The sequence below is a fragment of the Leucobacter chromiiresistens genome, assembly GCF_001477055.1.
Lineage (GTDB): Bacteria > Actinomycetota > Actinomycetes > Actinomycetales > Microbacteriaceae > Leucobacter > Leucobacter chromiiresistens_A.
This window is the reverse complement of the sequence record NZ_LDRK01000016.1, coordinates 1-25863: the sequence shown is the minus strand read 5'-3', so window position 1 is coordinate 25863 and position 25863 is coordinate 1. Positions and strand designations below refer to the sequence as shown.

The 25863-nt window shown below is 71.5% G+C and carries 19 protein-coding genes; 12 read left to right on the top strand and 7 right to left on the bottom strand.

Translation table 11 applies throughout. The features are described from left to right. The first annotated feature begins 220 nt into the window (after positions 1-220). The 3 genes from NS354_RS03525 to NS354_RS03515 all read left to right on the top strand — a co-directional run bounded on the left by NS354_RS03525 (position 221) and on the right by NS354_RS03515 (position 3670). Positions 221-1741 carry an APC family permease gene (locus NS354_RS03525; protein ID WP_058593232.1) on the top strand — a complete coding sequence of 507 codons (1521 nt, stop codon included), beginning with the start codon at positions 221-223 and terminating at the stop codon, positions 1739-1741. Positions 1742-1823: 82 nt separating this feature from the next. Next, positions 1824-2354, top strand: coding sequence for a hypothetical protein (locus NS354_RS03520; protein ID WP_058593231.1), 531 nt, complete (start codon positions 1824-1826; stop codon positions 2352-2354). After that, complete coding sequence (locus NS354_RS03515) at positions 2306-3670, top strand: flavin monoamine oxidase family protein (protein WP_058593230.1); 1365 nt, start codon at positions 2306-2308, stop codon at positions 3668-3670. The genes NS354_RS03520 and NS354_RS03515 overlap by 49 nt, the downstream gene beginning before the upstream one ends. Before the next feature lie 154 nt (positions 3671-3824). Here the strand turns inward: NS354_RS03515 and NS354_RS03510 are convergent, their stop codons facing one another. Then, complete coding sequence (locus NS354_RS03510; RefSeq protein ID WP_058593229.1) at positions 3825-5048, bottom strand: MFS transporter; 1224 nt, start codon at positions 5046-5048, stop codon at positions 3825-3827. A gap of 331 nt (positions 5049-5379) precedes the next feature. Further along, positions 5380-7011: a DEAD/DEAH box helicase gene (locus NS354_RS03505; RefSeq protein ID WP_058593228.1), complete on the bottom strand. Its 1632-nt coding sequence runs from the start codon at positions 7009-7011 to the stop codon at positions 5380-5382. Positions 7012-7351: 340 nt separating this feature from the next. On the opposite strand from NS354_RS03505, the gene NS354_RS03500 reads away from it, so the two are divergent. The 3 genes from NS354_RS03500 (at position 7352) to NS354_RS03490 (ending at position 13779) form a co-directional block, all read left to right on the top strand. Beyond that, a complete protein-coding gene (locus NS354_RS03500; protein ID WP_010157483.1) occupies positions 7352-8653 on the top strand; it encodes an ATP-binding protein in 1302 nt (433 codons plus the stop codon). Between the two features lie 162 nt (positions 8654-8815). Next, positions 8816-12505, top strand: coding sequence for a TM0106 family RecB-like putative nuclease (locus NS354_RS03495; protein WP_058593227.1), 3690 nt, complete (start codon positions 8816-8818; stop codon positions 12503-12505). Continuing rightward, positions 12499-13779: a pyridoxal phosphate-dependent aminotransferase gene (locus NS354_RS03490; protein WP_058593226.1), complete on the top strand. Its 1281-nt coding sequence runs from the start codon at positions 12499-12501 to the stop codon at positions 13777-13779. Before NS354_RS03495 ends, NS354_RS03490 begins: the two co-directional genes overlap by 7 nt. A gap of 124 nt (positions 13780-13903) precedes the next feature. On the opposite strand, the gene NS354_RS03485 is transcribed toward NS354_RS03490, so the two are convergent. Then, entirely contained in the window at positions 13904-14359 is a 456-nt protein-coding gene (locus tag NS354_RS03485) for a hypothetical protein (protein WP_058593225.1), read from the bottom strand. An 80-nt stretch (positions 14360-14439) separates the two neighbouring features. After that, positions 14440-15564: an alanine dehydrogenase gene (gene ald, locus NS354_RS03480; RefSeq protein ID WP_058593224.1), complete on the bottom strand. Its 1125-nt coding sequence runs from the start codon at positions 15562-15564 to the stop codon at positions 14440-14442. 187 nt (positions 15565-15751) lie between these two features. On the opposite strand from ald, the gene NS354_RS03475 reads away from it, so the two are divergent. Beyond that, the gene (locus NS354_RS03475) at positions 15752-16243 is read left to right on the top strand and encodes an Lrp/AsnC family transcriptional regulator (RefSeq protein WP_241490324.1); all 492 of its coding nucleotides are present in this window, start codon (positions 15752-15754) and stop codon (positions 16241-16243) included. A gap of 10 nt (positions 16244-16253) precedes the next feature. On the opposite strand, the gene NS354_RS03470 is transcribed toward NS354_RS03475, so the two are convergent. The 3 genes from NS354_RS03470 to NS354_RS03460 are packed head-to-tail and all read right to left on the bottom strand — an operon-like array spanning position 16254 to position 19973. Continuing rightward, positions 16254-17984: a cation:proton antiporter gene (locus NS354_RS03470; RefSeq protein ID WP_058593222.1), complete on the bottom strand. Its 1731-nt coding sequence runs from the start codon at positions 17982-17984 to the stop codon at positions 16254-16256. 29 nt (positions 17985-18013) lie between these two features. Beyond that, a complete protein-coding gene (locus NS354_RS03465) occupies positions 18014-19243 on the bottom strand; it encodes a winged helix DNA-binding domain-containing protein (RefSeq protein ID WP_058593221.1) in 1230 nt (409 codons plus the stop codon). Between the two features lie 19 nt (positions 19244-19262). Then, complete coding sequence (locus NS354_RS03460; RefSeq protein ID WP_058593220.1) at positions 19263-19973, bottom strand: IclR family transcriptional regulator; 711 nt, start codon at positions 19971-19973, stop codon at positions 19263-19265. A 199-nt stretch (positions 19974-20172) separates the two neighbouring features. Between NS354_RS03460 and NS354_RS03455 the strand changes: the two genes are divergently transcribed. The 5 genes from NS354_RS03455 to NS354_RS03435 form a co-directional block, all read left to right on the top strand. After that, positions 20173-22704 carry a hypothetical protein gene (locus tag NS354_RS03455; protein WP_058593219.1) on the top strand — a complete coding sequence of 844 codons (2532 nt, stop codon included), beginning with the start codon at positions 20173-20175 and terminating at the stop codon, positions 22702-22704. A gap of 9 nt (positions 22705-22713) precedes the next feature. Continuing rightward, positions 22714-23700, top strand: a complete 987-nt coding sequence (locus NS354_RS03450; protein ID WP_058593218.1) for a dipeptidase — start codon at positions 22714-22716, stop codon at positions 23698-23700. 19 nt (positions 23701-23719) lie between these two features. Beyond that, on the top strand, positions 23720-24520 hold the full coding sequence (locus NS354_RS03445) for an amino acid ABC transporter ATP-binding protein (RefSeq protein WP_058593217.1): 801 nt from the start codon (positions 23720-23722) through the stop codon (positions 24518-24520). Position 24521: 1 nt separating this feature from the next. Then, on the top strand, positions 24522-25166 hold the full coding sequence (locus NS354_RS03440) for an amino acid ABC transporter permease (RefSeq protein WP_058593216.1): 645 nt from the start codon (positions 24522-24524) through the stop codon (positions 25164-25166). Continuing rightward, a partial coding sequence (locus tag NS354_RS03435) for an amino acid ABC transporter permease (RefSeq protein ID WP_058593215.1) occupies positions 25163-25863 on the top strand: 701 nt, incomplete at its 3' end. The genes NS354_RS03440 and NS354_RS03435, both read left to right, overlap by 4 nt.

Sequence of the window (25863 nt, the reverse complement as noted above, 5' to 3'; positions counted from 1 at the left end):
TCCCACACGGGTGGTCCGCAGCACTACCGCCCGGATGGATCGGATCATGCGAATTCGCCGGGTATCGACCGGCCATTTCGAACGTCGATCGGGGGAGGAGCTGCGGAATCCGTCGTGCTGCTCGATGCGGCGCGATCCGGATCACCGGGCCGGGAACCCACTCGGACGGCACTATGATGATCGCTGTCGCACCCCCCGACCTCATAGAGGAGGACCCGCCTTGGCGAAACACACGCTCAGCAATGCCACCGACACCGGGCACATCCACGTCGGCAAGGGCCTGAACCAGAACGCGCTCGGAGTCGTCGGGTCGACGATCATCGGACTCGCCTCTACCGCGCCGCTGTACTCGTTGGCGGCGACGCTCGGGTACGTCATCCTCGCGGTCGGCGCGCAGGCCCCGCTGGTCTTCGTGGTCGCCTGCATCCCGATGGTGTTCGCGGCGTTCGCCTATCAGGAGCTCAACCGCGAGATGCCGGATTGCGGCACGACGTTCGTGTGGGGCGCCAAGGCGTTCGGGCCCGTCGCAGGCTGGATCGGCGGCTGGGCGGTCGCCGTGTCGGCGGTGATGGTGCTCGCCAACGTGGGCGAGATCACCGGCCAGTACTTCTGGCTGCTGCTCGGCAACGAGGAGTTCGCCGACAACCGCGTCGTGGTCGTCGCCACGTCGGTCGTGTTCATGGCGCTCATGACGTTCATCAGCACCATCGGCGTGCAGATCGGCGAGAAGCTGCAGATGGTGCTCATGACCATCCAGATCGTCGCGATGCTGCTCTTCGGGGTGCTCGCGCTCGTGCACGCGCTCGACGGCAGCAACGCCGGCTCCATCGCCTTCGACTGGCAGTGGTTCAACCCGGGCGAGCTCACCTCGTGGTCCGGGTTCATGGAGGCCGTGCTGCTCGCGCTCTTCATCTACTGGGGATGGGATACGTGCCTCGCGCTGAACGAGGAGACGAAGAACCCCCGGAAGACCCCGGGGCGCGCCGCGCTCTCGACGATCGTCGTGCTCATCGTGCTGTACGTCGGCATCTCCGTCGCCGTCATGATGTTCGCGGGCTTCGGCGACACGGGCTTCGGCCTCACCAACGAGGCGAATCTCGACGACGTGTTCACCGTGCTCGGCGGGGCGCTCTTCGGCCCGTGGGGCTGGTTCCTGCTGCTCGGCGTCATGCTGTCGGCGGCCTCCTCGACCCAGACGACGATCCTGCCGACGGCCCGCGGCACCCTCTCGATGGCCGTGTACCGCGCCCTCCCCGCGAAGTTCGCGGAGCTGCACCCGCGCTTCAAGACGCCGTGGTTCTCGACGACCGTGATGGGCGCCGCCGCGATCGTGTACTACGTCGGCATGTCGATCCTCTCGGAGGACATGCTGGCCGACTCGCTCACCTCGATGGGGCTCGCCGTCGCGCTCTACTACGCCATCACCTCCTTCGCGTGCGCCTGGTACTTCCGCGACACCCTCCGCGACAGCGCGCGCAATCTGTGGATGCGCGGCATCCTCCCCGTGCTCGGCGGCCTGATTCTGGCGTACGCGTTCGTGCAGTCGTGCATCGACATGATCAGCGTCGACTACAGCTACACCGTCATCTTCGGCATCGGAGGCGCCTTCGTCATCGGCGTCGGCGCACTCCTCCTCGGATTCGTGCTGATGGGCATCTGGTCGCTGCGCCCCGCGGCGAAGCCGTTCTTCCGCGGCGAGAGCCTCAACCGGGAGACCCCGATCCTCGTTCCCGACGAGTGAGTCGCGATCCGTTACGGCCCGGTCACGGAGTTGCGCGACGCCCGTGACCGTGCCGTAACGCGCCTCCCGTGGAATAGGGGGCATGGGTGAGCGGCTGCAGTGGAAGAAGGTCCTGTCGATCTGGATCGGCATGTACCCCGTCAACGTGGCGACGTCGTGGGTGATCACGATGCTGCCGTGGTGGGGAGGCGTATCGCTGCCCGCGCGATCCGCCATCGTCGTGACCGTCGTCGCCCCGATCATGTGCCTCGTCATGATGCCCGCGGTGACGCGACTGCTGGCCCCGTGGTTGCGGCGCACGCCGGCGCAGTCCCGCATCGAGCGGGAGCTCTGCGCGCGGCTCGACGCCCTGGCCGCTCCGCACCGCGGCGCAGAGGAGGCGGGGCCCTCGCGATCCCGGGCCGGCGACTCCCGCCCGCCGCGAATCCCGCCCGCCGCGACTCCCGCGCACCGGTACCCGCGCACGGGCAGCCTTGAATCCGCTCGCCCCGGCGCGGGACTCCGCTACGCTGAGGAGGACTGCGGGGGCGCAGCGAGTCTCCACGCGAGCGTCGGGAGGTCACGATGGAGCGATTCGACACGGTGGTCGTCGGTGCCGGGGTATCCGGACTGACGGCGGCGAGGTTCCTCGCGAACCACGGACAGCGCGTGGTGGTGCTCGAGGCGCGGGATCGCGTCGGCGGCCGCACCTGCAGCGAGCTCGTCGACGGCGTCGTCACCGACATCGGCGCCTCTTGGATCCACGGCATCGACGACAACGCGCTCTACAGCCTGACGCGGGCGTTCGACATGCACGCGGTCGAGTTCACCGTCGGCAGCTACCAGCCCGACGGGCGGCCGATCGCGAACTACGGCCCCGATGGGGGGCTGCTCGACGATCGAGCTGCGGCGGCCTTCGTCGCCGACCTCCGCGAGGTCGACGCGGTGCTCGTCGCGGTGATCGACGCGGCCCCCGAGGGGTCTTCGTACGCCGACGCCGTCGATCGCGCGCTCGCCGAGTTCGACTGGGAGGATGAGCGCGCGGCGCGCGTGCGCGAGTTCCTGCGCCATCGGTCGGAGGAGCAGTACGGCGTGGACGCGGAGCGCCTCGACGCGCACGGTCTCGACGACGATCAGGTCGAGGGGGACGAAGTCGTCTTCCCGGGAGGGTACGACGCGCTCGCGCGCGGCCTCGCCGCGGAGCTCGACGTGCGCACCGGGCATGTGGTCGGCCGCGTGGCGTGGTCGGATTCCGGGGCGACCGTGGAGTCGGATCAGGGAACGTTCGCGGCGGATCGAGTCGTCGTCACCGTTCCCGTCGGAGTGCTCGGATCCGAAGACTTCGTCTTCGACCCCGCACTTTCCGAGCCGGTCGCGTCGGCGCTCGCCGGACTCGAGATGAACGACTTCGAGAAGGTGTTCCTCCGATTCCCGGAGCGCTTCTGGGACGCGGATGTCTACGCCATCCGCAGACAGGGGCCCTCGGCGCTGTGGTGGCACTCGTGGTACGACCTCACCGACCTCCACGGAGTGCCGACGCTCCTCACCTTCGCCGCCGGACCGAGCGCCCGGGCGACCCGCGAGTGGAGCGACGAGGAGATCGCCGCGTCCGTGCTCGCCTCGCTCCGCGAGATCTACGGCGTCGCCGTGACCGACCCCGAGTCGGTGCGCGTCACGCGCTGGCGCAGCGACCCCTACGCGCGCGGATCGTACGCCTACCTGACGGTCGGTGCGCGACCCGAGGATCATGAAGTGCTGGCGACTCCGCTCGGGGGAGCCGACGGATCGGGCGGCGTGCTCCACATCGCGGGCGAGGCGACGTGGGCCGAGGATCCCGCCACCGTCACAGCTGCGCTCTACTCGGGGCGTCGGGCCGCCGCGCGGATCCTCGACCGCGAGCTCGACTTCGGAGAGCTCGCCCCCGCAGCGCCGGCGTCGACGGCGTCGTAGCCCTGGGCGGGGCCCCGCGCCGGCGCCCCGAGCCGCGCCGCGTGCCGATCCCGGTGTCGATCCCGGTGCAGCGACGTGTGCCGAGCCACACGCAGCGCCGTGTGCCGTGCCGGTGCCGCGCCGCGTGCAGCGCCGCGTGCCGATCGGGAGAGGGCTACGGGAGCGGGATGGTGAGCGTGCCGGTCTCGGGAGGCGGCTCGATGGAGCGGCCCTTGAGGTCGGGCATCCAGCGCAGGGTGGCGACTGCGATGATCGCGCACACGACGAGCAGCCCGGCCGACACGATGATCGCCCCGTGGGCGCCGCCGATGTCGATGGCGATGCCGGCGAACGCCGAGCCGGTGGCGACCCCGACGAGCGTGCCGGTGCCGATCCAGCCGTACGCCTCGGCCGTCTCCGAGAACCGCACCGTCGAGCTGACGATGTTCGAGATCGCCGCGAACGTCGGCGCGGTGCCCATGCCGCCGATGAAGAGCACGGCGCAGAGCCACCAGATGTTCAGGCTCACGAGGCAGGCGGCGGTGCCCGCCAGCACCAGCACGATGCGCAGCGCCGGAGACCACGGGCGCATCTCGCGATGCCCGATGAGGAGCCCGCCGACCAGCGAGCCGCCGGCGAAGATCGCGAGCACCACGCCCGACTCGATGCTGCCGTGACCCCCGTGAGGGCCGGCGAACGCCGCGACGATGCCCGCTTCGATGGCGGCGAACGAGGCGACGAAGAAGAAGCTGAGCACGGTGCCGATGACGACGGTGGGGTAGCGGAGCACGGCGCCGAGGCCGCGCTTCGAGGGGAGCAGCTTCACCTTGCCGAGCGCCGGGCTCGAGATGAACCAGGCGCCGCCGAGCAGCATGAAGGCGGCCGCGACGCACAGGCCGGCCGCGGTGCTGAACTGCGAGGTGACGAACACGGCGACCACCGGGCCGATCACCCAGATGATCTCCTGCGCCGCGGCGTCGAGCGAGAAGAGCGCCTGCAGCTGCTTCCCGGGCACCAGCTTCGGGTACATGGTGCGCACGGCCGGGGTGATGGGCGGCGTCGTCAGCCCGACGAGCAGCGCGATCGCCGTGACCACCGGCAGCGGCAGGTGCACGACGGCGATCACGACGAGCAGCACCGAGCAGGCGATCGAGGTGGCGGTGAGCACGGGGCGCATGCCCCACTTGCCCATCAGTCGGCTGCTCAGCGGGCCGGAGACCGCCTGGCCGATGCTCTGCGATGCGAGCACGATGCCGGCCGAGGTGTAGTCGCCGTATGCCAGCTGGATGTGGAGCAGCACGATGATCGACAGCATGCCGAAGGGGAAGCGCGCCATGAGCTGCGACCCGAGCACGCGGAACACGCCGGGGTTGCTCCCCAGATCACGATACAAGCCCATCAGACGAGTATATGCGTGGTATCGGCCATATTCGAGCCCGCATTCCACTGATTCGCGCGTATTCTCCGTGAAGATCGAGCGAATCCGGGGTGTCGGGCGTGCGGCCCGCGTCGCGCAGGGGATCCGGCTCGCGCGTCGCGCAGGCGGAGCGGCCGCGCGTCGTGCAGGAGATCCGGCGCTGCGCGGATGAAATCCCGCCGCGGCGCCCGCGCGACGCCGGATCTCCTGCGCGAACGCGGTCGAGCAGCAGCGGGCGGGCATACAGCACTGCCGGGCGAAGCGTCGAACGACGGCTCCGCCCGGCAGTGTCGCACCCGGGAGTGCGTGCGGGTCAGCGGCTCGGGCTGCTCGTGGAGTAGACGGTGCCGCCCGAGCTCTGCGCGCGCCGGCCCGACCGACGGCGACCGCCCTCGGCGCCCGAACCGGAACCCTGACGAGACTGACCGCCCTGGCCGCCCTGCTGACCCCGGCCGCCCTGACCGTTCGCCTGCGCCTGGCCGCCCTGGCCGCCCCGGCGCTGCCCGCCGCCGCCCTGAGCGCCGCCGCCCGAGCTCGCCGAGCGGCGCGCCTGGCCGTCGCCCGCCTGACGCTGCCCGGCGCCCGCCGATCCGGCACCGCGACCGCGACCGCCGCGCGAGCGCTTGCGCTTGGCGTTCGCACCCGTGCTCGACCCCTCGCCGGCGGGGGCGTGCCCCGCCGCGCGCTGCTGAGCGACCTGCGCGGCGGCGCGCTTGCGCTCCGTCTCGCGCGGATCGACGCGGGGAGCGAGCTCGCCGATGAGCGCGAGCACCTCGGGATCGATGTTCGCGGCGCTCGGGTTCACCGGGCGCGGCGTGACGCGGATCTTGGCGGCGCGCATGATCTGGCGCATCTCGCCCCGCTGCTCGGGGAGCACCAGCGTGACGACGTCGCCCTCGTTGCCCGCGCGAGCGGTGCGGCCCGAGCGGTGCAGGTACGCCTTGTGCTCGACGGGCGGGTCGATGTGCACGACGAGATCGACGCCGTCGACGTGCACGCCGCGAGCCGCGACGTCGGTGGCGACGAGCACGCGCGCCTCGCCGCTGACGAACTCGGCGAGGTTGCGGTCGCGCGCGTTCTGCGACAGGTTGCCCTGCAGCTCGACCGCGGGGATGCCTGCGGCGGTGAGCTGCTTCGCGAGCTTCTTCGCCTGGTGCTTCATGCGCGTGAAGAAGATGCGGCGGGCGGTGCCCGAGGCGAGCGCCTCGATGAGCGCGTCCTTCTGCTCCTTGCCCGCGACCTCGAAGACGTGGTGGGTGAGCTGCGGCACGGGCGACTCGGCGGAGTCCACGGAGTGCAGGATCGGGTTGTGCAGGTACTTCTTCACGATGTTGTCCACGCCGTTGTCGAGCGTCGCGCTGAAGAGCAGGCGCTGGCCCCGCTGGGGCGTGGCGTTCAGGATGCGCGTGACGACGGGCAGGAAGCCCATGTCGGCCATGTGGTCGGCCTCGTCGAGCACGGTGATCTCCACCGAGCCGAGATCGACGAGTCGCTGCTTCATGAGATCATCCAGGCGTCCGGGGGCCGCGACGACGATGTCGACGCCGCCCTCGAGCGCGACCTCCTGGCGGCGCTGGGGCACGCCGCCGAAGATGGTCGTCACCTTGACGCCCATCGGATCGGCCAGCATCTTGAGCGTCTCGGCGATCTGCGTGACGAGTTCGCGGGTCGGCGCGAGCACGATGGCGCGCGGGCGGCTCGGGCGGCGCTTCCGGGCGGCGTCGTCGGCGAGGTTCGCGACGAGCGGGATGCCGAACGCGATGGTCTTGCCGGAGCCGGTGCGGCCGCGGCCGAGCACGTCGCGGCCGGCGAGCGTGTCGGGGAGCGTGTCGCGCTGGATCGGGAAGGGCGCCGCCTTGCCGTTCTTGGCGAGGGCGTCGGCGATGGGGGCGGGAACCCCGAGCTCCTGGAAGGAGGGCGTCGGGGCGGTGGTCTGTTCGGTCACGGGGACCTTTCGTGCATGGGCGCGAGCCGTGGTCGAGCCCCGAGCGCACGGCTCTGGCGGGCATGACACGCGGCGTCGCGGCCGGATCGGCGAGTGCGCGGTTGCGCATCCGTTCGCCGCAGAGAGTCGGAGGCTCGGCGAGTCGAGGTTTCGACCGCCGCCTGCTGAGCATCAGCGACGCACGAGCCGACTCGGTCGACTCGCAACCGCCAGCTTAGCGGGTCAGTCTGGGAGCGGAGAGCGGCGCGACTTTTCTCCCGTGCGGAAATCCGGGCGATCTTTCGGACGTTTTGTGACGCGACGGCGCGGAAGCGCGGGCGCCGTCTGCCAGCATGAGCGCATGGGACGGATCACGATACGCGATTTCCACGACGACGACCTCGATGCGGTGGTGCGCCTGTGGTGGGAGGCGCACTCCTCGTCGGAGCAGCCCGTGTACTCGCTCGCCGAGGTCACGGCGTCGTGCCGCGAGGATCACGCGGTCGTGGCGGTGCGCGACGAGCACGTGGTGGCCGCGGCGGTCGGGCGCGCGGCGCATGCGCAGGGATGGATCGTGTTCTTCGGGGTCGAGGAGGAGGCGCGCAGCGACAACACCTCGGGCGCGCTGCTCGACGCCCTGGAGCGGAAGATGGCGCCGCTCGGCCTGGGCACGCTCTCCGTGCTCACGCCCGAGAGCAGCCGCATCGATCTGCTCACCTCGAACGGCTTCCAGCTGCAGCACAACCTGCGCTACCTCGAACGGCAGATGCCCGTGCAGCGACGCGAGCTCGAACTGCTGAAGGACCTGGGCGGTCGGATCCTGCCCCGCCATCTGTGGGAGCAGGTCGCCGGCATGCGCCACGAGAAGCGGCTGCTCGAGGAGCGGCTCGTGACGCCGCTCGCGCAGCCCGATCTGGCCGATCGCTACGGCGTCGTACCGCCGCACGCGGTGATGCTGTTCGGGCCTCCGGGAACGGGCAAGACGACGTTCGCGAAGGCGGTGGCGTCGCGCCTCGACTGGCCGTTCATCGAGGTCTTCCCATCGCGGCTCGGCGACGGCGCGACGAGCATGGCCTCGTCGCTGCGCGCCGTCTTCGAGCAGATCGCCGAGCTCGAGCACGGCGTCGTGTTCATCGACGAGGTCGAGGAGATCGCATCGCAGCGGAGCGACCCGCCCACGCCGACGCAGGGAGTCACCAACGAGCTGCTCAAGGTCGTCGCCGACTTCCGCGACCGCGAGGGCATGCTGCTCGTGTGCGCGACGAACTTCGTGCGCGCGCTCGACGCGGCGTTCCTGCGGCACGGGCGCTTCGACTACGTGCTGCCGATCGGGCTTCCCGATGCCGAGGCGCGCGAGGCGATCTGGCGACGCTACGTGCCGTCGAGCGTCTCCGCGGCGATCGACTTCGCGCAGCTCGTACGCGTCAGCGAGGGGCTCACCCCGGCCGACATCGAGTACGCGGCGCGGCGGGCCTCGCAGGATGCGCTCGCCCGCGTGCTCCGGGGCGGGGAGGACGCGGCCGTCGCCGCCGCATCCGCATCGTCGCGCACGGATCTCACGACCGACGACTACCTGTCGGCGCTCTCGGTGACGCGCGCCACGGTGTCGGAGGAGCAGCAGGACGCGTTCCTCGAAGACATCGAGTCGCTCGCACGCCTGTAGCGGGCGTCCGCCGAGCGGAGCCCGGGGCGTCCGACGTGCGATGTCGGGGGTGCCCGGTAGCGTCGGGGGTGCCCGGTAGCGTCGGGGGCCACCGGAAGCGTCGGGGGCGCCCGGCAGCGTCGGGCGAGTCGGCGGAGGTCGCCGTGAACGAGAGGAGCCCGCATGTTCGTGCAGGATCGCCCGGACGGCGCCGGGCAGCGCATCGTCACCAGCGCGAGCGACCTCACGGCGGCGAGTCGCTGCGAATTCGCGTTCCTGAGACGGCTCGACGCGAAGCTCGGGCGCGACGTCTCGGTGCCCCCCGACGACGACCCGATGCTGCGGCGCGCGGCGCGACTCGGCGATGCGCACGAGGAGCGCGTGCTCGCCGCGTACGTCGACCGGTTCGGCGCGGGCGAGGCGGGTGCGCCCGGCGGCGTGGTCTCCGTGCCGCGCCCGCAGTCGATGTCGGCCGACGACCTCGGGGTCGTCGCCTTCGAGACCGTGTCCGCGCTCGCCGGCGGCGCGGAGGTCGTGTTCCAGGCCACCTTCTTCGACCCGCAGCAGCGCGCCGCGAGCGGCGGCGACCCCGAGATCGGATTCGTCGGGTTCGCCGACTTCCTGCGGCGCCGACCCGACGGCCGGTACGAGGTGCAGGACACGAAGCTCGCACGTCGCGCGAAGGTGACCGCCGTGATGCAGCTCGCCGCGTACGCCGAGCAGCTCGAGCGCGTCGGCGTTCCCGTCTCGGAGACGGCGGTGCTGATCCTCGGCGACGGCGCGGAGTCGCGGCATCGCATCTCCGACATCGCACCCGTGTTCCGCGCCCGCCGCGCCCGTCTGCACGCGCTCATCGTCGACCGGTTCCGCGCCGCGGGCGACGACGGCGTGCGGGCGCACGCGGAGGCCGTCGCCTGGGGTGCTGCGGGCATCGTCGCCTGCGGGCGGTGCGAGGTGTGCGCGCCCGAGGTCGAGCGCACCCGCGACCCGCTGCTCATCGCCGGCATCCGCGCGACGCAGCGCGACGCGCTCGTCGCGGCGGGTCTGCGCACGCTCGACCGCGTCGCCGACAGCCTCGGCGCCGCCCGATCGGGCGCGCTGCAGGTCGCCGGCATCGCCGCGCCGGTGCTGGAGCGGCTCGCCGAGCAGGCGCAGCTGCAGCAGCGCGGGGACGCGGCCGATGGGGGATCGGCGCCGCCGTTCCTCGTCACGCGGCCCGAGGCGCTCGCGGCGATTCCCGCCCCCGACGCGGGGGACCTGTTCTTCGACTTCGAGGGCGACCCGCTGTTCCGCGCACCGGGCCCCGACGACACCGCCCGGTGGGGCATCGACTACCTCTTCGGCATGGTCGACGTCGAAGAGCGTTTCACCGCGATCTGGGCGCACGACCTCGCCGCCGAGCGCCGAGCGCTCGAGGAGTTCCTCGCGCTCGTCGCCGAGCGGCGCCGACGATTCCCCGCGATGAAGATCTACCACTACGCGGCCTACGAGCGCACGCACCTCGCCTCCATCGCGGCGCGGCACGGGGTGGGCGAGGCGGAAGTCGATGCGCTGCTGCGCGAGCACGTGCTCGTCGACCTGTACCCGATCGTGCGCGCCGCGCTGCGGGTCGGCACGCGCTCGTACTCGATCAAGAAGCTCGAACCGCTGTACATGGGCGCCGAGCTGCGCGACGCCGGCGGGGTGACGAGCGGCGAGCAGTCGGTGACGGAGTACGCCGAGGCGAGCGCGCAGCTCGTCTCGGACGATCCCGCGGCGCGGGCCGAGGGTCGGCGACGGATGGAGGCGATCGGCGAGTACAACCGGTACGACTGCGTCTCGACGCTCCGACTGCGCGACTGGCTGCTGCAGCTCGCGGAGCAGCACGGCGTCGCCCCGTTCGCGCCCGAGCAGTCAGCACCGGAGCACTCCGGCGGGCCGCGGCTCGAGCTCAGCCGCACGAGCTCCGAGCTCGCCGCGCACGCGGAGCGGTTCGCCGAGCTCGGCCGGCCGCGCGACCGTGCTGCGGCAGCCATCGCCGCGAGCGCCATCGACTATCACGAGCGCGAGCAGAAGTCGTTCTGGTGGGCGCACTTCGCGCGACTGGTTGATCCTGTCGAGGACTGGGCCGACACGCGGGACGTGCTCGTCGTCGACCCGCAGGCGAGCCGCATCGAGGCGGAGTGGCACACGCCTCCGCGTGCGCGCGCGGAGCGGCGACTCGTGCGTCTCGGCGGAGAGCCCGCCCCCGGGTCGCGCTTCCGCCCCGACGGGGAGGCGTTCGCTCTCTACGCCTATCCGGCGCCGTTTCCGCAGTACGGCGCAGCGCCCGGATCCCGCGGTGCGCGCCCGGTCAGAATCGTCGAGGCGCGGGACGAGGGGGCGACCATTCAGGAGACGCTGCCGCCGAGCGCCGACCACTACGCGCAGCTGCCGATCGCGCTGACGCCGGGCCCGCCACCGCGAGCCGGAGCGCAGAAGGGTGCGATCGAGGAGTGGGGCTCAGCGCTCGCTCGATCGCTCGATCGCGGAGCGTTCCCGGCCGACCCCGCCGTCGACCTGCTGCGCCGGGAGCCGCCCCGCCTCGCAGGCGATGCGGCGCTCGTCGCGCCGGGATCCGACGCGGCGCTCGCCGCGAGCGGCGGCGATCCCGACGGGCGACGCATCGGAGCGGTGATCGCCTCGTTGCGCCGACTCGACCGGTCGGCGCTCGCGGTGCAGGGGCCGCCCGGGACGGGGAAGACCTATCTCGCCGCGCGGGTCATCCGACGGCTCGTCGAGGAGGACGGCTGGGTCGTCGGGGTCGTCGCGCAGTCGCATCGCGTCGTCGAGAACGTGCTCTCGGGTGTCGTGAGCGCAGGTCTCGCCTCCGCCCGGGTCGGCAAGGCCGCGCAGCGGGGCGCCGACCCGGCGGACACCGCGACGGCGCCCTACACGGTGCTGCGCAGCGGCGGGCAGGCCCCCTTCCTCTCGGGTCACCAGCGCGCGGGGCGTGGCGCCGTGATCGGGGGAACGGCCTGGGATTTCAGCAACCCCGAGCGCATCGGTCGGCATCAGCTCGACCTGCTCGTCGTCGACGAAGCCGGCCAGTTCTCGCTCGCTCCGACCATCGCCGCATCCGTCTCCGCGCGCCGCGTGCTGCTGCTCGGCGATCCGCAGCAGCTGCCCCAGGTGTCGCAGGGGTCGCACCCGGAGCCCGTCGACACCTCGGCGCTCGGGTGGCTGCTCGGCGACCACGAGACGATCCCGGAGCACCTCGGCTACTTCCTCGCCGAGACGCGGCGCATGCGCCCCGAACTCGCCGACGTGGTCTCCGAACTGGCGTACGAGGGCCGGCTGCGCGCGCACCCGAGCGCCACCGCGCGCGAAGTCGTCGGCGCGGGCGCCCCGGGCCTCCACCGGCACGCCCTGGCCCACTCCGGCAATGCGACGCATTCGGAGGAGGAGGCTCGGCACGTGGTGGAGGTGGTGCGCCGCTCTCTCCGCGGCACGCTGCGCAACCCGGGAGCGGCCGAACGCGCGCTGACGCCCGCCGATCTCATCGTCGTCGCTCCGTACAACGCGCAGGTCGAGTGCGTCTCGCGCGAACTCGACCGCGCCGGGCTCGGCGCCGTGCGGGTCGGCACCGTCGACAAGTTCCAGGGGCAGGAGGCGGTCATCGCGATCGTGACGCTCGCCGCATCCAGCGCCGCCGACGTGCCGCGGGGACTGGAGTTCCTGCTCATGAGGAACCGGTTGAACGTCGCGATCAGCCGCGCCCAGTGGTCGGCGCACCTCATCTCGTCGGATCGCCTCGGCGACGGCCTCCCGACGACCACCGAAGGCGTGGCCGCACTCTCCGGCTACCTGCGGCTTGTGGAACGCGCGCACCCCGCTAACGTGGAGTCATGGTGAATCCCGGAGGACCCATCAAGACGCCGCCGTCGCGCCCGCTGCCGCCGCGCACTCGAAACGGCGACGATGCCGGCGGCGGCACCCGAGACGCCCTCCCAGGAGTAACCGTGCCGCCCCGGGTCTCGCGCAGGTCGAGCATTCCCGCCTTCGAAGTGATGCGGATCACGGACGAGATCGCCCGGCGGCGGGCTGGCGGGCATGACGTCGTCTCGCTCTGCGCTGGTGAGCCGAGCGCGCGCGCCGTTCCGGGCACGCTGCAGCCGGCCGGGTACACAGGCCCGCTCGGCACGGCGCCGCTCCGCGAAGCCGTCGCCGGGCACTACCGGCAGTGGTACGGGGTCGAAGTCGATCCGGCGACGGTCGCGATCACCACCGGCTCGTCGGGGGCCTTCCAGCTCGCCTTCCTCGCAGCATTCGACCCGGGCGATCGCGTCGCGCTCGCGAGTCCGGGCTATCCCGCATACCGCAACATCCTCACTGCTCTGGGCGTGCACGTGATCGAGATCCAGACCGGCCCCGACACGCGGTATCAGCCGACGCCCGAGCTGCTCGACGCCGCAGTGGGCGAGCACGGCGACCTGGCGGGGCTCGTGCTCGCCTCGCCGGCGAACCCCACGGGAACGATGCTCGATCGCGCGGCGCTCGCCGCCCTGGTCGCCTGGTGCTCGCTGCGCGGCGTGCGCCTCGTGAGCGACGAGATCTATCACGGCATCACGTTCGGCGACGATGGGCAGGATCGCCGGGGCGTCACGGCGCGCGAGCTCGACCGCGAGGCCATCGTCATCAACTCGTTCTCGAAGTACTGGGGGATGACGGGGTGGCGGCTCGGGTGGGCGCTCCTGCCCGACTCCCTGGTCGCGCCGTTCGAGGCCCTCGCCTCGAACTTCGCACTCTCGCCGCCCGCGCCCGCGCAGGAGCTCGCGCTCACCGCGTTCACGGACGAGTCGTACGCCGAGCGCGACGCGATCGTGGCCGGGTTCGCCCGCGCGCGCAAGCTCATCCTCGATGCCGAGCCGTCGCTCGGATGGGGCGTCGCCGCTCCCTCGGACGGCGCGTTCTACTACTACTCCGAGCTCGGGCCGCAGCTCGAGCGCTTCGCCGACTCCGTCGAATACGCGCGTCGACTGCTCGCGGAGGCCGACGTCGCCGTGGTGCCCGGGGTCGACTTCGATCCGGTCGCGGGCTCGCGCGCGGTGCGGCTCTCCTACGCGGCAGGCGAGAGCGCTGTCGCGGAGGCGCTCGATCGCATCGTGCGATTCCAGAACGACGGCTAGCGACCTCGAGCGTGCGGCGCGGTGCGGCGGCCGGGCGGCGAGGTGCCGCGAAGGGCCGACGAGCGCGCCGGATCGGCACGCGCCGGAGCGGCAGCCCGGCAGCGCGGCCGAGTGCGGCCGGCGGTCAGCCGTCGAAGCGGACGGGGGTGCCCGCGGCGACGCCGATCCTGCGCTGCAGCGCGTCGTCGACCGCCGGGGCCGCGGGATCGATGCCGAGCTGCTCGGCCGCCTCGCGAGACTCGGGGCCGAGCGCGAGGACCACGGCGCGCACCGATTCCGCGAGAGGGCCCTCGAGAGCGGCGACCGCGCGGGCGAGTGCGGATCGCGCGGCCTTCGCCAGCGCCGCGGCGTCGGGCCGCTCGTCGCGCAGCGGCACCTCGGCCCGAGCATAGGTGACGCCGTCGCCCGTCACGACCTCCCCGACGAGCTGCGCGGCCTCGCGGCGCACCGTCGCCTCGAGCTCGCTGCTCGTCGACCCGGGCGCCTTCGTGGTGAAGGGGAGGGGAATGCCCGAAGGGGCGCCCCCGTCATCGTGATGATGATCGGGAGACGCCCCTCCGAAGGAGAACTTCAAATCCATGAGTTCCAGACTACGCGCTCCGCGAGCCCCGACTGCACCGTGAACAGCGCACCGGGGAGCGGGAGCCGCGGCGACGCGGGTTACGCGTGGGCGGCGAGCACCTCGTCGACGCTCGAGTAGGCGAGCTCGGGGAACGCGTCGGCGACGCCCTTGAAGGTGAGCACGCCGTCATGCGCGTTGAGCCCCTTGGCGAGCGACTCGTCGGCCTGCAGCGCCGCGACCCAGCCCTTGTCGGCGAGTGCGACGACGTAGGGGAGGGTGGCGTTGGTGAGCGCCGCGGTCGAGGTCTCGGGAACGGCGCCGGGCATGTTCGCCACGCAGTAGTAGATCGAGTTGTGCACCTGGAAGGTGGGGTCGTCGTGCGTGGTGGGGCGCGAGTTCTCGAAGCAGCCGCCCTGGTCGATGGCGATGTCGACGAGCACGGAGCCCGGCTTCATCTGCGCGACCATCTCGTCGGTGACGAGCTTCGGGGCCTTCTCGCCCGGGATGAGCACGGAGCCGATGACGAGGTCGGCGTCCTTGAGCGATTCGGTGATGTTGTGCGCGTTCGAGGTGCGCGTCTGGATGCGCCCGCCGAACTCGTCCTCGAGCTGCTTGAGGCGCGGGATCGAGATGTCGATCACGGTGACCTCGGCGCCCATGCCGAAGGCGATGCGAGCGGCCTGCTCGCCCGCCGCGCCGCCGCCGATGACGACGACCTTGCCGCGGCGCGTCGCCGTGACGCCGCCGAGCAGCACGCCGCGCCCGCCGTTCGCCTTCATGAGGGAATACGCGCCGACCTGTGCGGAGAGGCGCCCGGCGACCTCCGACATGGGGGCGAGGAGCGGCAGCGCGCGGCCGGCCTGCACCGTCTCGTAGGCGATGGCGGTGGTGCCCGACTCGAGCACCTGCTCCGTCAGCGTCTTGTCGGCTGCGAGGTGGAGGTAGGTGAAGAGCACCTGGCCCTTGCGCAGCTTGTCGTACTCGGCCGCGATGGGCTCCTTGACCTTCAGGATCATGTCGGCCTGCGCCCACACGTCTTCGGCGCCCTCGACGATCTGCGCGCCCGCTGCGGCGTACTCGTCGTCGGTGATCGCCGAGCCGATGCCGGCGCCCGCCTGCACGAGCACCTCGTGCCCGCGACGGGTGAGCTCGACGACGCCGGCCTGCGTGATCGCGACGCGGTTCTCGTTGTTCTTGATTTCGGTGGGAATACCGACGCGCATGAGATGCTCCAATGGAATCTGCGTTGTACTGATGCGGTGCCGACTCGCGAACCTGCCGGGTGCAGCGCGATCCATTGCGGTCGAACCTCTACAGTGTGCAGTATATTCGTCAGAGTTGCAGTTGCTCTGAATACTCTTCGGCGTGGAGAGTGGATGTGAGCGCGACATGAGTGAAAGGCGAGATAAAGTGGTCGAGACTTCGAAGATTCTGCGTGATGGCGCAGATCTCGACGATGTGGATCGCAAGATCGTCGACGAGCTGCAGGCGAACGGTCGCATCACCAACGCCGAGCTCGCCGAGCGAGTGGGGGTGGCGGCGTCGACCTGCATCGCGCGCGTGCGCAGCCTCGTCGCCCGGAAGATCATCACCGGCTTCACGGCGTCCGTCGACCCTCGCGCGATCGGGCTCGACCTGGAGGTGCTCGTCAGCGTCACCGTGCGGTCGGGCGCGCGCCAGCGGATCACGGAGCTCGCCGACGAGCTGCGCGGACTGCCGGAGGTCATGCAGCTCTTCTTCCTCGGCGGCGTCGAGGACTTCATCATCCATCTCGCCGTGCGCGACTCCGACCACGTGCGCGATTTCGTCGTCGAGCACCTCTCGGCGCACCCCGCGATCTCGTCGACCCGCACGAGCATCGTGTTCAGCCACCACCAGAACCCGGTGCGCATGCGGGCGTGACCGGTGCGCTTCAGTGCGCGAGGGGCGGCGTGATCCTCGTCTCCTGCGCGTCGAGCGCGAGCTCCGCGGCGCGCAGCGCCTGCGAGCTGTACCGGCCGATCGCGCGCTCCTCGAGCAGCGCGTCGCGCTGGGCGTCGAGCACGGTGCGCGCGAGCCGGCGATAGCACGCTGCCTGCGTCTCCTGCGCGATCGCCTGGGTCGCGCCCGTCGAGACGGTGGGGAACACGAGGGGCGCGAGCGTGCTCTTCGCGGCCGCGCGCACCCGTTTCACCACGTCGTCGTCGGCCACGATCCGGCCGTCCTGCGCCTCCGCATCCATCTCGATTTCGTCCTCGAGCGCGGTGTCGGCCGCTTCGAGCAGATCGCGCCCGAGGGACTGGAGTTCGGCGGTGCGCGATCCGTTCGCCCCTTCGGGCCAGAGCTTCGAGATCAGCAGCGGCAGCGTGAGCCCGTGCAGCAGCAGGGTGACGACGGCGACCGCGAAGGCGATCAGGATGAGCTGGGGGCGGTAGGGGACATCGGTCGAGATCGACTGGGCGGCGGCGAGCGTGACGACGCCGCGCATGCCGCTCCACGACAGGAGCACGCCGTCGCGCCACCCGAGCTGCTGCTCGCGCTCGTGGGCGAGGTCGGCGCGGGAGCGCTGCTCCAGCAGTTCGAGCTTGCGCAGCCGCCGCTCGGTGGTCTCGGCGCGGCGGGCGCGCGTGAGGATGCGCGTGAACCCGTCGCTGCGCTGCTGGTACCGCCCCTGATCGCCGCGCATGCTCCAGATGAGCGGCACCATGAAGAGGCCCCGCAGCAGGATGAGGATCGCGACGAGGCCGAGCGCGACGAGCGCGACGTGCTCGAGCTGCAGCTGGGTGTCGTCCACCTCGTCGAGGAGGGTGTGCAGCTGGAGGCCCATGACGAGGAAGACGCCGTTCTCCAGGCCGAACTGCACGGTGCGCCAGTTGAGGCGCTCGTTCATGCGGGCCGTCGCCGAGAACCGCTTCGCGGCGTGGTGCCCGGTGTAGAGGCCGGTGACCACGACGGCGAGCACGCCCGATGCCCCGAGCTCCTCAGCGGGCATGAAGGCGACGAACGGCACGACGAACGAGATGATGGTGTCGTACACGGGATTGCGCAGCTTGGATCGGATCCAGACGGTGATCGCGCCCATCACGAGGCCGATGGCGATGGCGGCGATCACGGAGAAGCCGAAGGAGCCCGCCGCGTCCCAGAAGACGAAGCTGCCCGCGACGGCGGCGAGCGCGGTCTTCAGCAGCACGAGCGAGGTCGCATCGTTGACGAGGCTCTCGCCCTCGAGGATCGAGACGAGGCGCTCGGGCATGCCGAGCCGCTTGCCGATGGACGTCGCGGCGACCGCGTCGGTCGGGCTGATGACGGCGCCGAGCGCGATGGCCGCGGGGAGCGGAATGGCGGGTACGGCCCAGTGGAGGATGAAGCCGATCGCGACCGCCGAGATGATCACGAGCAGCACGGAGAGGCCGACCACCGGGCGCAGATTCCTGCGGAAGTCCACCAGCGGCACGTTCACGGCCGCGGAGTAGAGGAGGGGCGGCAGCACCCCGATGAGGATGATCTCGGGGTCGATCTCGAGGGGCGGGACGAACGGCAGGTACCCAGCGCCGATGCCGACGATGACGAGGAGGAGTGGGGCCGCGACGCCGATCTTGCTGCCGAGGATCGACGTCCCGACGAGCACGACCACGGCGGCGACTGCGATCAGGCCGATTTCCATGCGTCGATTCTAGCGACGGGCCGATCCGCCTACTCGGCGAGCGCGATGTCTCCGGCGGCGACGCCGTGGAACGCCGCCCATGCGCGGTTCGCGGTCGCGAGCGCGCCGGCGTCGATCCCCGCGCCCGGGAACGGTGCGATGTCGAGGCCGCCGGCGCGCCCGCGGCGCCGCTTCCAGGTGCCGACCACCCCGCCGCGATGCACGACGGTCGGCAGGAACATGCCGTTGCGGCCGGGCACGATGCGGGCGAAGTGCTCGGGGTCGAGCTGCGGCGAGCGCTCGGAGTAGCCCAGCAGGTGCTCGTCGAAGGCTGCGAGAAGCACCCACTCCGGGAGGGGTCCCTCGCGGGTCGGGTCGTCGGTCGCTCCGAGGAGCCCCGGATCGACCCACAGCCTCCCCGCGGCGCCGGGCACCGTCGCGCCCGCGGCGTCCCGGGCCCGAGCGGGCACGAGCGCGCCGCTCTCGGCCGCTGCGGTGATTCCCGCTCGGGCTTCTGCGACGGTGAGCCCGGTCCACCACGCGAGATCCTTCTCCCGGAACGGCCCGCGGGCTGCGGCGTACCGCACCGCGAGCTCGTGCAGGGCCGCGTCGCCCGCGAGATCGCGGGAGGCCGTGATCCAGTGCTCCGTCGCGACGAGCAGGGGTTCGCCCCCGGGCCCGATCGGGCCGAAGGCGGCGAGGCCGTTCTGGCAGATCCACCAGATCAGGTGGTACCGCCAGTTGGGCTGCCAGTCGATGCCCGCTTCCGTCCACGCCTCGGCGAGGCGGTCGCGGTCGAGGCCGTCGGTGCCCGCGGCGGCGAGCGCGAGCAGCGACGTGTCGACGAGTCGGTCGAGCGCAGCGTCGTCGATGCCCAGGAACGCCCGGCGTTTCGGGGCTCCCGCCAGTACGCGATGGTTGGTGGCGAGCTGCATCCAGCGGATGTCCTCCGCGGCGACGATGTGCACGGTGCCCCGCATGGGCCAGGAGCGCACGATGCGTCGGGTGTCGAACGCGGCCTCGACGTCGGCCGCCGTGGTGCCGGGGGCGCGCACGCCGAGCGCCCACCGCGCGGACCGCCAGTCCTGCCCCTGCAGTGCGAGCATGCGCCGGGCGACGGCGGCGATGCGCTCGGCTCCGCTGCGGGCGACGTCGTGAGCGAGGTCGGGAGCGATGTCGTGGTTCGCGCTCCGGCCTCCGTCGGCCCAGGCGCTCTCGGCGAGGCCGAGGGCGCGCATCCGGATCCGGAGCACGTCGTCGGGGGAGAGGATCTCGCTCATGGGCCCAGTGTAAGCGCGGTCAGGCACCCGGTTCGGCAGCGAGCTCGCTCTCGAGCGCTCGGCGCGCCTCGAGCATCACGGTGATCGATTCCTCCATCACCATCCGCCCCTCGGGGGCGATGACGCTCAGCGCGCCGAGGCACTCGTCGCCCTGCATGAGGGGCACGGCGATCACCTCGATCGCGTCGCCCATCCACACCGCCCGGTGCACGGAGTAGCCGCGCTCCCTGATCGCGGTCAGCTCGTCGAGGTACGGCTCCCGCTCGGCGTCCGACGCGTGGGGGTCGAAGGCGAGGAGCACCTGGCCCGAGGTCGAGCTGAGCGGCAGCATCCGCTCGGCCTCGCGACGCACGGACAGGGAGCGCTTCGGCTCGATCCGCTCGACGATCAGCGCCGATTCGCCGTTGCGCACGGCGAACGAGATCGGCTCCTCGAGCTGCTCCACGAGGGCGCGCATGCGCCGCGACACGGCTTCGGGCACGCCCGCGTGCGCCGTCGCGAAGCGCCCGAACGCGGCGGCGCGGATCGAGAGGCGGTACCGCCGCTGCGAGTCCTGCTGCAGCCACCCCGTGTGCACCAGCGTGGTGAGGTACTGGTGCGTGGCGGGCCGGCTCCACCCGAGCGCCTCCGCGATCTCGGAGAGCGCGATCGCGGCTCGGTCGAAGTGCATGAACTCCTCGAGCACGCGGATCGTCTTCTCGACGGACTGCAGGGTGGTGTGGCCGGACATTGCTCTCTCCGATCGTGCGCCGGGACTGCCGCTCGGCGCGAGGGCTGCTTCTCACTGTCGCCGAGATTTTCGGCGGCGCCCTCTTGACGCGCCGCTGAGGGCTGTTTACTGTTTTCAATATACCTGAATGATGATTAAATATAGCTTAATCAGCCGGTTCGGGGCTCTTGATGAATCAACGATGATTGGAGCGGATACGATGCGGAATCCCTACCTCGACGAGGCGTTCTCACCCGACCGGGTGATGGACCCGCGCAGCCTCGGAGCCCTGCAGCCGACGCGTCTGAGCGCATCGCGGAGCTTCCTCGCGCGGATGCTGCGGGAGGGATGGAGCATCCGCCGCGACCTGCTCGAACTCGATGTGCGCGGCAACGGAGCGGCCCGCTACACCATCGAGACGCCGATGGGCAGCATCACCTACGCCGCCTGGCTCAGCGAACCGCGAGGTGTGAATCGCACCGGCCGCATCATCGGGTCGTCGTGGGACATGATCGGCACGCTCATCGACGGCATCGCGAGCGACGATCAGATCGCGGCATCCGCCGCGGAGCTGCCGAAGCTGTACGAGGGGCGCGCCCCGGAGGGCACGCTCATCTGGATGCGGTCGAACCAGAGCCTGCGCCTCTTCAAGCACGTGCGCGACTCGCTGGCCGCGGGCCAGCAGCCCGACGCCGCCGAGGTGAAGCGCGTCGGGTACCTGATGCGCAACACCGGCCTCGACGGCAACGGCACCTTCGGGTCCGTGTCGTTCCCAGCCATTCCGCCCGGGCACCCCCTCGCGCTGTCGTACCACGCGCAGATGCTCTCGGCCTACCTGATGCGCGAGCTCTCCGTCGACGTCGTGGAGGAGCTCGCCCGTCTCGACGCACCCGATACCGCGGTGGCCCTCGCGCCCGAGGTGCGCCGGCACATCGGAGTCGGCAACGGCTCCGCGCTCGGCCTCGTGATGTTCGTCTACAACCGGCCCGCACTGATCCACACCTACGTGTCGCTCACCGTCGAAGCCGCCCGGCACGCGCTGGAGCTGCCGATCGAAGCGGGGGATCCGCGATTCGCGCGGCTCGAGGCCCTGCTCGACCGCACCATCCAGTACCGTGCCCTCGAAGACACGCAGTACCGCGTCTTCACGAACGGCAAGCAGCTCGCCGCCGACCTCCGCCGCATCCGCGCAGCCGTCCGCGCCGCTCGACGCGGCGACATCGAGCGCGCGCCGGGGGAGACCCCGCTCGCCGCGGCGCACCGGTTCGTGAACGGCCGCGTCTCGCCGGAGGCGCTCAGCACGTTCAACACCCTCCTGATCGAGCTCGCCCCCGACTTCGCCGACGCGCTGGTGCAGGATCGCCTGAACTTCGATGAGACCCTCGACCTCGACCCGCAGCTGCCGGCATCAGCGGTGCGGGAGGCGCTGCTCGACACCTTCGGCTGGGTGTTCCGGATGCCGCTCAACGACGCCGAGCACCGCGACCGGGTGTGGTACCAGTCGCGGGCCGCCGAGGAGCCCCGCTCCGGCCCTGCGGAGGAGGTGCCCGGCGCGCACGAGGTGATCCCGAACTACCCGACGCGGGCGCGGGAGCTCCTCGCGGCGCTCGACGCCGTCGACCCGCAGACGCCCATCGGATCCGTCATCGCCGGGCGACCGGCCCTCGAGCACGTGGCGCGATCCGCGGTCGCGCTGCGCGGAATGCCGTACGCCGTGCCGCACGCCGACCCCCACGACATCGACTTCGTCCCCGTCTGGCTCGTGCGGCTCATGAACTCCTGCATCCACGGTCTCGACCGCACCGAGGACTTCCTGAACCGCTCCGTGCTCGGACTCATCTACGACGGCGCCCCGTTCCGCGACGAGCTCGCCACGGCCCACGCCGACGAGTGGTGGTGGAACTACCGCCCGGCCGTGACGGAGGACCCCGCAGCCGCGGCCCCGGGATCCGCAGCGCCCGTGCTCTCCCCGAAGGTGAGCGCCATCGTCGCGCCCCGCCACGACCCCGCGGAGCGGATCACGATGAAGTTCCGGGAGCTGCGGCTCGCGGGCGGACGGGCGATGCAGGCGCTCGAGGTGCCCGAGGGCTCGTGGCACGGCGCCCGCGACTTCTTCGTCACGGCCCTGATCGCGGACCCGTCGGCGATCACGGGGTTCGCCGCCGCGCTGGCCCGCGAGCTCGATGAGACGGGCCGGGCCCGGGCGTGGCGAGCCCCCGCGGCGGAGCACGCCGACGGGGCGCTCGTCATCGACTGCCGCGGCGCGAGCCTGCACACGGTGGGCCACGTGCTCGTGCACCGCATCGCCGCAGCGGCTGCCGAGTCGGCCCTCGATGTGCACCTCGTCGACCTTCGGCCCGATGGAGCCGAGCCCGGCCTCGCCCTGGCGCTCGCGCGCGTCGGCATCGACTGGACGCCGGTACGCGCCGAGGACGGCCGGTTCCGAGCGGAGCGCAGCGCCGATCCCGAATCGGCGCGAGCCCGCTACGACGACGGCTTCGCCGCGCTGCTGCGCGAGGGCATCGAGGTTCCCGCCCAGCACTGGTGGAACGTCTACTACCCGGGGAACGCGGGCCTCTACCCCGATACGCCCCTGTCGCGCCAGCACACCGGCACGGTGAAGGACGTCTACGTGCCGGGTCAGCAGCTCACGCGGCTCTTCGACCCCGCGGAGGTCGCGAACTCCGCCGACCCGAACCGCGACACCGACCACTACATCCCGCTCGCCAACGCCCACCACGCGTCCGTCTGAAGGAGACCGATGATCTACGTCGACAGCCTGCTCTGCTCACCGCTCGAGACCGAGCGCCCCGGCAATCGCCCCTCCCTCGAGGAGGTGGCGGCCGGAGGGCTCGGGGCGATCACCGTCACCGTCGGGTTCTGGGAGGACGCGACCGAATCGATGGACCAGATCGTGAAGTGGCGCAACATGGCGGAGGACAACGCCGACCTCGTGGAGATCGCCTACCGCGCCGAAGACATCCGGCGCATCGCCGAGTCCGGTCGCACCGCCATCATCCTGGGCTTCCAGAACGTGTCGTTCCTGCAGGGCCGCCTCGGCTACGTCGAGCTGTTCGCCCGCATGGGCACGCGCGTCGGGCAGCTCACCTACAACATCCAGAACGACCTCGGCGGCAGCTGCTACGAGCCGCACGACAGCGGGCTCTCCCGCTACGGCCAGTACGTCGTGCAGGAGATGAACCGCTGCGGCATGGTCATCGACCTGTCCCACGTCGGCGAGCAGACGACGCTCGACGCCATCGAGGCGTCCGGCGACCCCGTCGCCATCACCCATGCGAACCCCGCCTCGCTCGCCCCGCACCCCCGCAACAAGTCGGATCGGGTACTCGACGCGCTCCGCGACCGCGACGGCATGATCGGCGTCTCCGTGTACCGCAATCTCGTCGGGGAGTACACGACCCCGCAGCGCTGGTCCGAACTGGTCGCGTGGACGGTCGACCGGGTCGGCATCGAGCGCGTCGGCATCGGCACCGACCTCGACCAGAACGGCGGCTTCGCGTACGTCGAATGGATGCGGCAGGGGCGCTGGGCGCGCGAGATCCAGTACGGCGCTTCGGGGCCGTCGAAACCGGGGCCCACCCCGCCGCTCGACTGGTTCAGCACCCCCGCGCAGTTCCCGAACGCCGAGGAGTGCCTGCGCGAGCGCGGCTTCGCCGAGGCCGAGGTCGCCGCGATCATGGGCGAGAACTGGCTGCGCTTCTACGACACCGTCTTCCGACAGCTCTAGGCCGAGAGGAACCGAACCCATGGCTGTCATCGATACGTCAACGACGACGTACACCGGCTCCACCCTGCGACCGTTCCTCAACGCGGAGCGGATCGTGAAGCGCTTCGGCGAGCATCGCGCCATCGACGATGTCTCCCTGGCCGTCGGGCGCGGGGAGGTGATCTCCGTCATCGGCCCGTCGGGCGCCGGCAAGAGCACCTTCCTCAGATGCCTCAACCTGCTCGAACTGCCCGACTCGGGCGCGCTCTCCATCGGCGACGAGGAGATCGAGTTCGCGGAGGGGAGCGCACCGGCGCGGGCGCAGGTCGCGCGCCTGCGACGGCAGGCCGGAATGGTGTTCCAGTCCTTCAACCTCTTCCCGCACCTCACCGCCGCGCAGAACATCGAGCTCGCGCAGAAGCGGGTGCTCGGCCGCAGCGCCGATGAGGCGCGCGAGCGGGCGCGCTCCCTGCTCGACCGGGTCGGGCTCGCGGCGAAGGCCGACGCCTACCCGAGCCAGTGCTCGGGCGGGCAGCAGCAGCGCATCGCCATCGCGCGAGCGCTCGCGATGGATCCCGAGCTCATGCTCTTCGACGAGCCGACCTCGGGGCTCGACCCCGAGGTCGGCGCCGAGATCCTCGCCGTCATGCGCGAACTCGCGGATTCGGGCATGACCATGCTGATCGCGACGCACGAGATGGAGTTCGCACGCCACGTCTCGAACCGCGTCATCGTGATGGTCGACGGGGCCATCGTCGAGCAGGGGCAGCCCGAGCAGATCATGACGGAGCCGAAGAGCCCGCGCGTGGGCCGCTTCCTCTCCGCGGTGCTGGGGCGCTGACATGGGCGACGCACTGCTCGCCATCGCGCTCGCCGCGGGCATGACGATCCTCCTCACCGCCGTGTCGGGGGCGATCGGGATCGTGCTCGGCGCCCCCGTCATGCTGCTCTCGCGCAGTCGGTTCGCCCCGCTGCGCGCGCTCTACTGGGGCTTCGTGCACATCGTGCGCGGTGTGCCGACGCTCGTGTGGCTCTTCATCGTCTTCTTCGGGATCACGCAGCTCGGCATCACCCTGGGCGCGGTGACCTCGGCGCTCATCACGCTCAGCGTCATCGCGGTCGCGAGCATGGCCGAGATCTACCGCGGCGGGTTGAACGCCATCAAGCCGGGCCAATGGGAGGCCAGTGCGGCACTCGGGCTCGGCCGCTTCGCGACCGCCAGGGACGTGCTGTACCCGCAGCTCTTCCGCGCGGTCTCCCCGACGGTCGCGACCTACCTCGTCGGCCTCATCAAGGAGTCGGCGCTCGCCTCGACCATCGGCGTCGCCGAGATCACCTTCGTCGCCGGGCTGCAGGTGCAGTACTTCGGCGAGGGCCTCACCTTCTTCGCATTCGCGGGCCTCATGTACCTCGCGCTCAGCGTTCCGCTCGGTGCGCTGTCGCGCGGCGTCCACGCCCGCCTGACCCGGAGGTACGCCGTACTGTGAACGACTTCTCATGGCTCTGGGATTGGCCGACGCACATCCCCGCCCTGCTGCCCGGCCTGGCCGTGGCCATCATGCTCACCGTCGTCTCCTGCGTGATCGGGTACCCGCTCGGGTTCTTCCTGGCGATCCTCTCCGAGTCGCGGAGCCGGTGGATCCGGTGGACGACGATCGCGGTCGTCGAGACGGGCCGCGGGCTGCCCGCCCTCGTGCTGCTGTACATCGTGTACCGCGGCCTGCCGCAGCTCGGCGTGCTCATCGACGCGATCCCCTCGGCGATCATCGCGCTCACCATCACGGCCGCCGCCTACTCCGCCGAGATGATCCGCGCGAGCATCGCGGCGCTCCCGCACGGGCAGACCGACGCCGCCGACGCCCTGGGGCTCGGACGCGCCGACCGGTTCCGGTTCATCATCCTGCCCCAGGCGGCGCGCATCTCGATCCCGCCGCTCGTGAACCTGACCATCACCATGTTCCACATCACCTCGCTCGCGAGCGTGATCACCGTCGCCGAGATCATGCACGCCGCATACCTCAGCGGGGCGATCAACTGGCGGTACATGTCGGTGTACCTCGCGGCGGCGTTCGTCTACGCCGTCATCGCGATCCCGGGCGCCGTCATGGCGGGCCGCCTCGAGCAGCGGCTCGGGGGCGGGAAACCGCCCCGGCGCAGGCGTCGAGCGCTGCGCGGCGCCGGCGA

Coding starts and splice junctions, on each gene's coding strand:
- NS354_RS03495 (WP_058593227.1), top strand. CDS start 8,816: ATGTTCGTGCAGGATCGCCCGGACGGCGCCGGGCAGCGCATCGTCACC.
- NS354_RS03510 (WP_058593229.1), bottom strand. CDS start 5,048: ATGGGCTTGTATCGTGATCTGGGGAGCAACCCCGGCGTGTTCCGCGTG.
- NS354_RS03450 (WP_058593218.1), top strand. CDS start 22,714: ATGATCTACGTCGACAGCCTGCTCTGCTCACCGCTCGAGACCGAGCGC.
- NS354_RS03465 (WP_058593221.1), bottom strand. CDS start 19,243: ATGAGCGAGATCCTCTCCCCCGACGACGTGCTCCGGATCCGGATGCGC.
- ald (WP_058593224.1), bottom strand. CDS start 15,564: ATGCGCGTCGGTATTCCCACCGAAATCAAGAACAACGAGAACCGCGTC.
- NS354_RS03470 (WP_058593222.1), bottom strand. CDS start 17,984: ATGGAAATCGGCCTGATCGCAGTCGCCGCCGTGGTCGTGCTCGTCGGG.
- NS354_RS03520 (WP_058593231.1), top strand. CDS start 1,824: ATGGGTGAGCGGCTGCAGTGGAAGAAGGTCCTGTCGATCTGGATCGGC.
- NS354_RS03440 (WP_058593216.1), top strand. CDS start 24,522: ATGGGCGACGCACTGCTCGCCATCGCGCTCGCCGCGGGCATGACGATC.
- NS354_RS03490 (WP_058593226.1), top strand. CDS start 12,499: ATGGTGAATCCCGGAGGACCCATCAAGACGCCGCCGTCGCGCCCGCTG.
- NS354_RS03500 (WP_010157483.1), top strand. CDS start 7,352: ATGGGACGGATCACGATACGCGATTTCCACGACGACGACCTCGATGCG.
- NS354_RS03460 (WP_058593220.1), bottom strand. CDS start 19,973: ATGTCCGGCCACACCACCCTGCAGTCCGTCGAGAAGACGATCCGCGTG.
- NS354_RS03485 (WP_058593225.1), bottom strand. CDS start 14,359: ATGGATTTGAAGTTCTCCTTCGGAGGGGCGTCTCCCGATCATCATCAC.
- NS354_RS03455 (WP_058593219.1), top strand. CDS start 20,173: ATGCGGAATCCCTACCTCGACGAGGCGTTCTCACCCGACCGGGTGATG.
- NS354_RS03515 (WP_058593230.1), top strand. CDS start 2,306: ATGGAGCGATTCGACACGGTGGTCGTCGGTGCCGGGGTATCCGGACTG.
- NS354_RS03445 (WP_058593217.1), top strand. CDS start 23,720: ATGGCTGTCATCGATACGTCAACGACGACGTACACCGGCTCCACCCTG.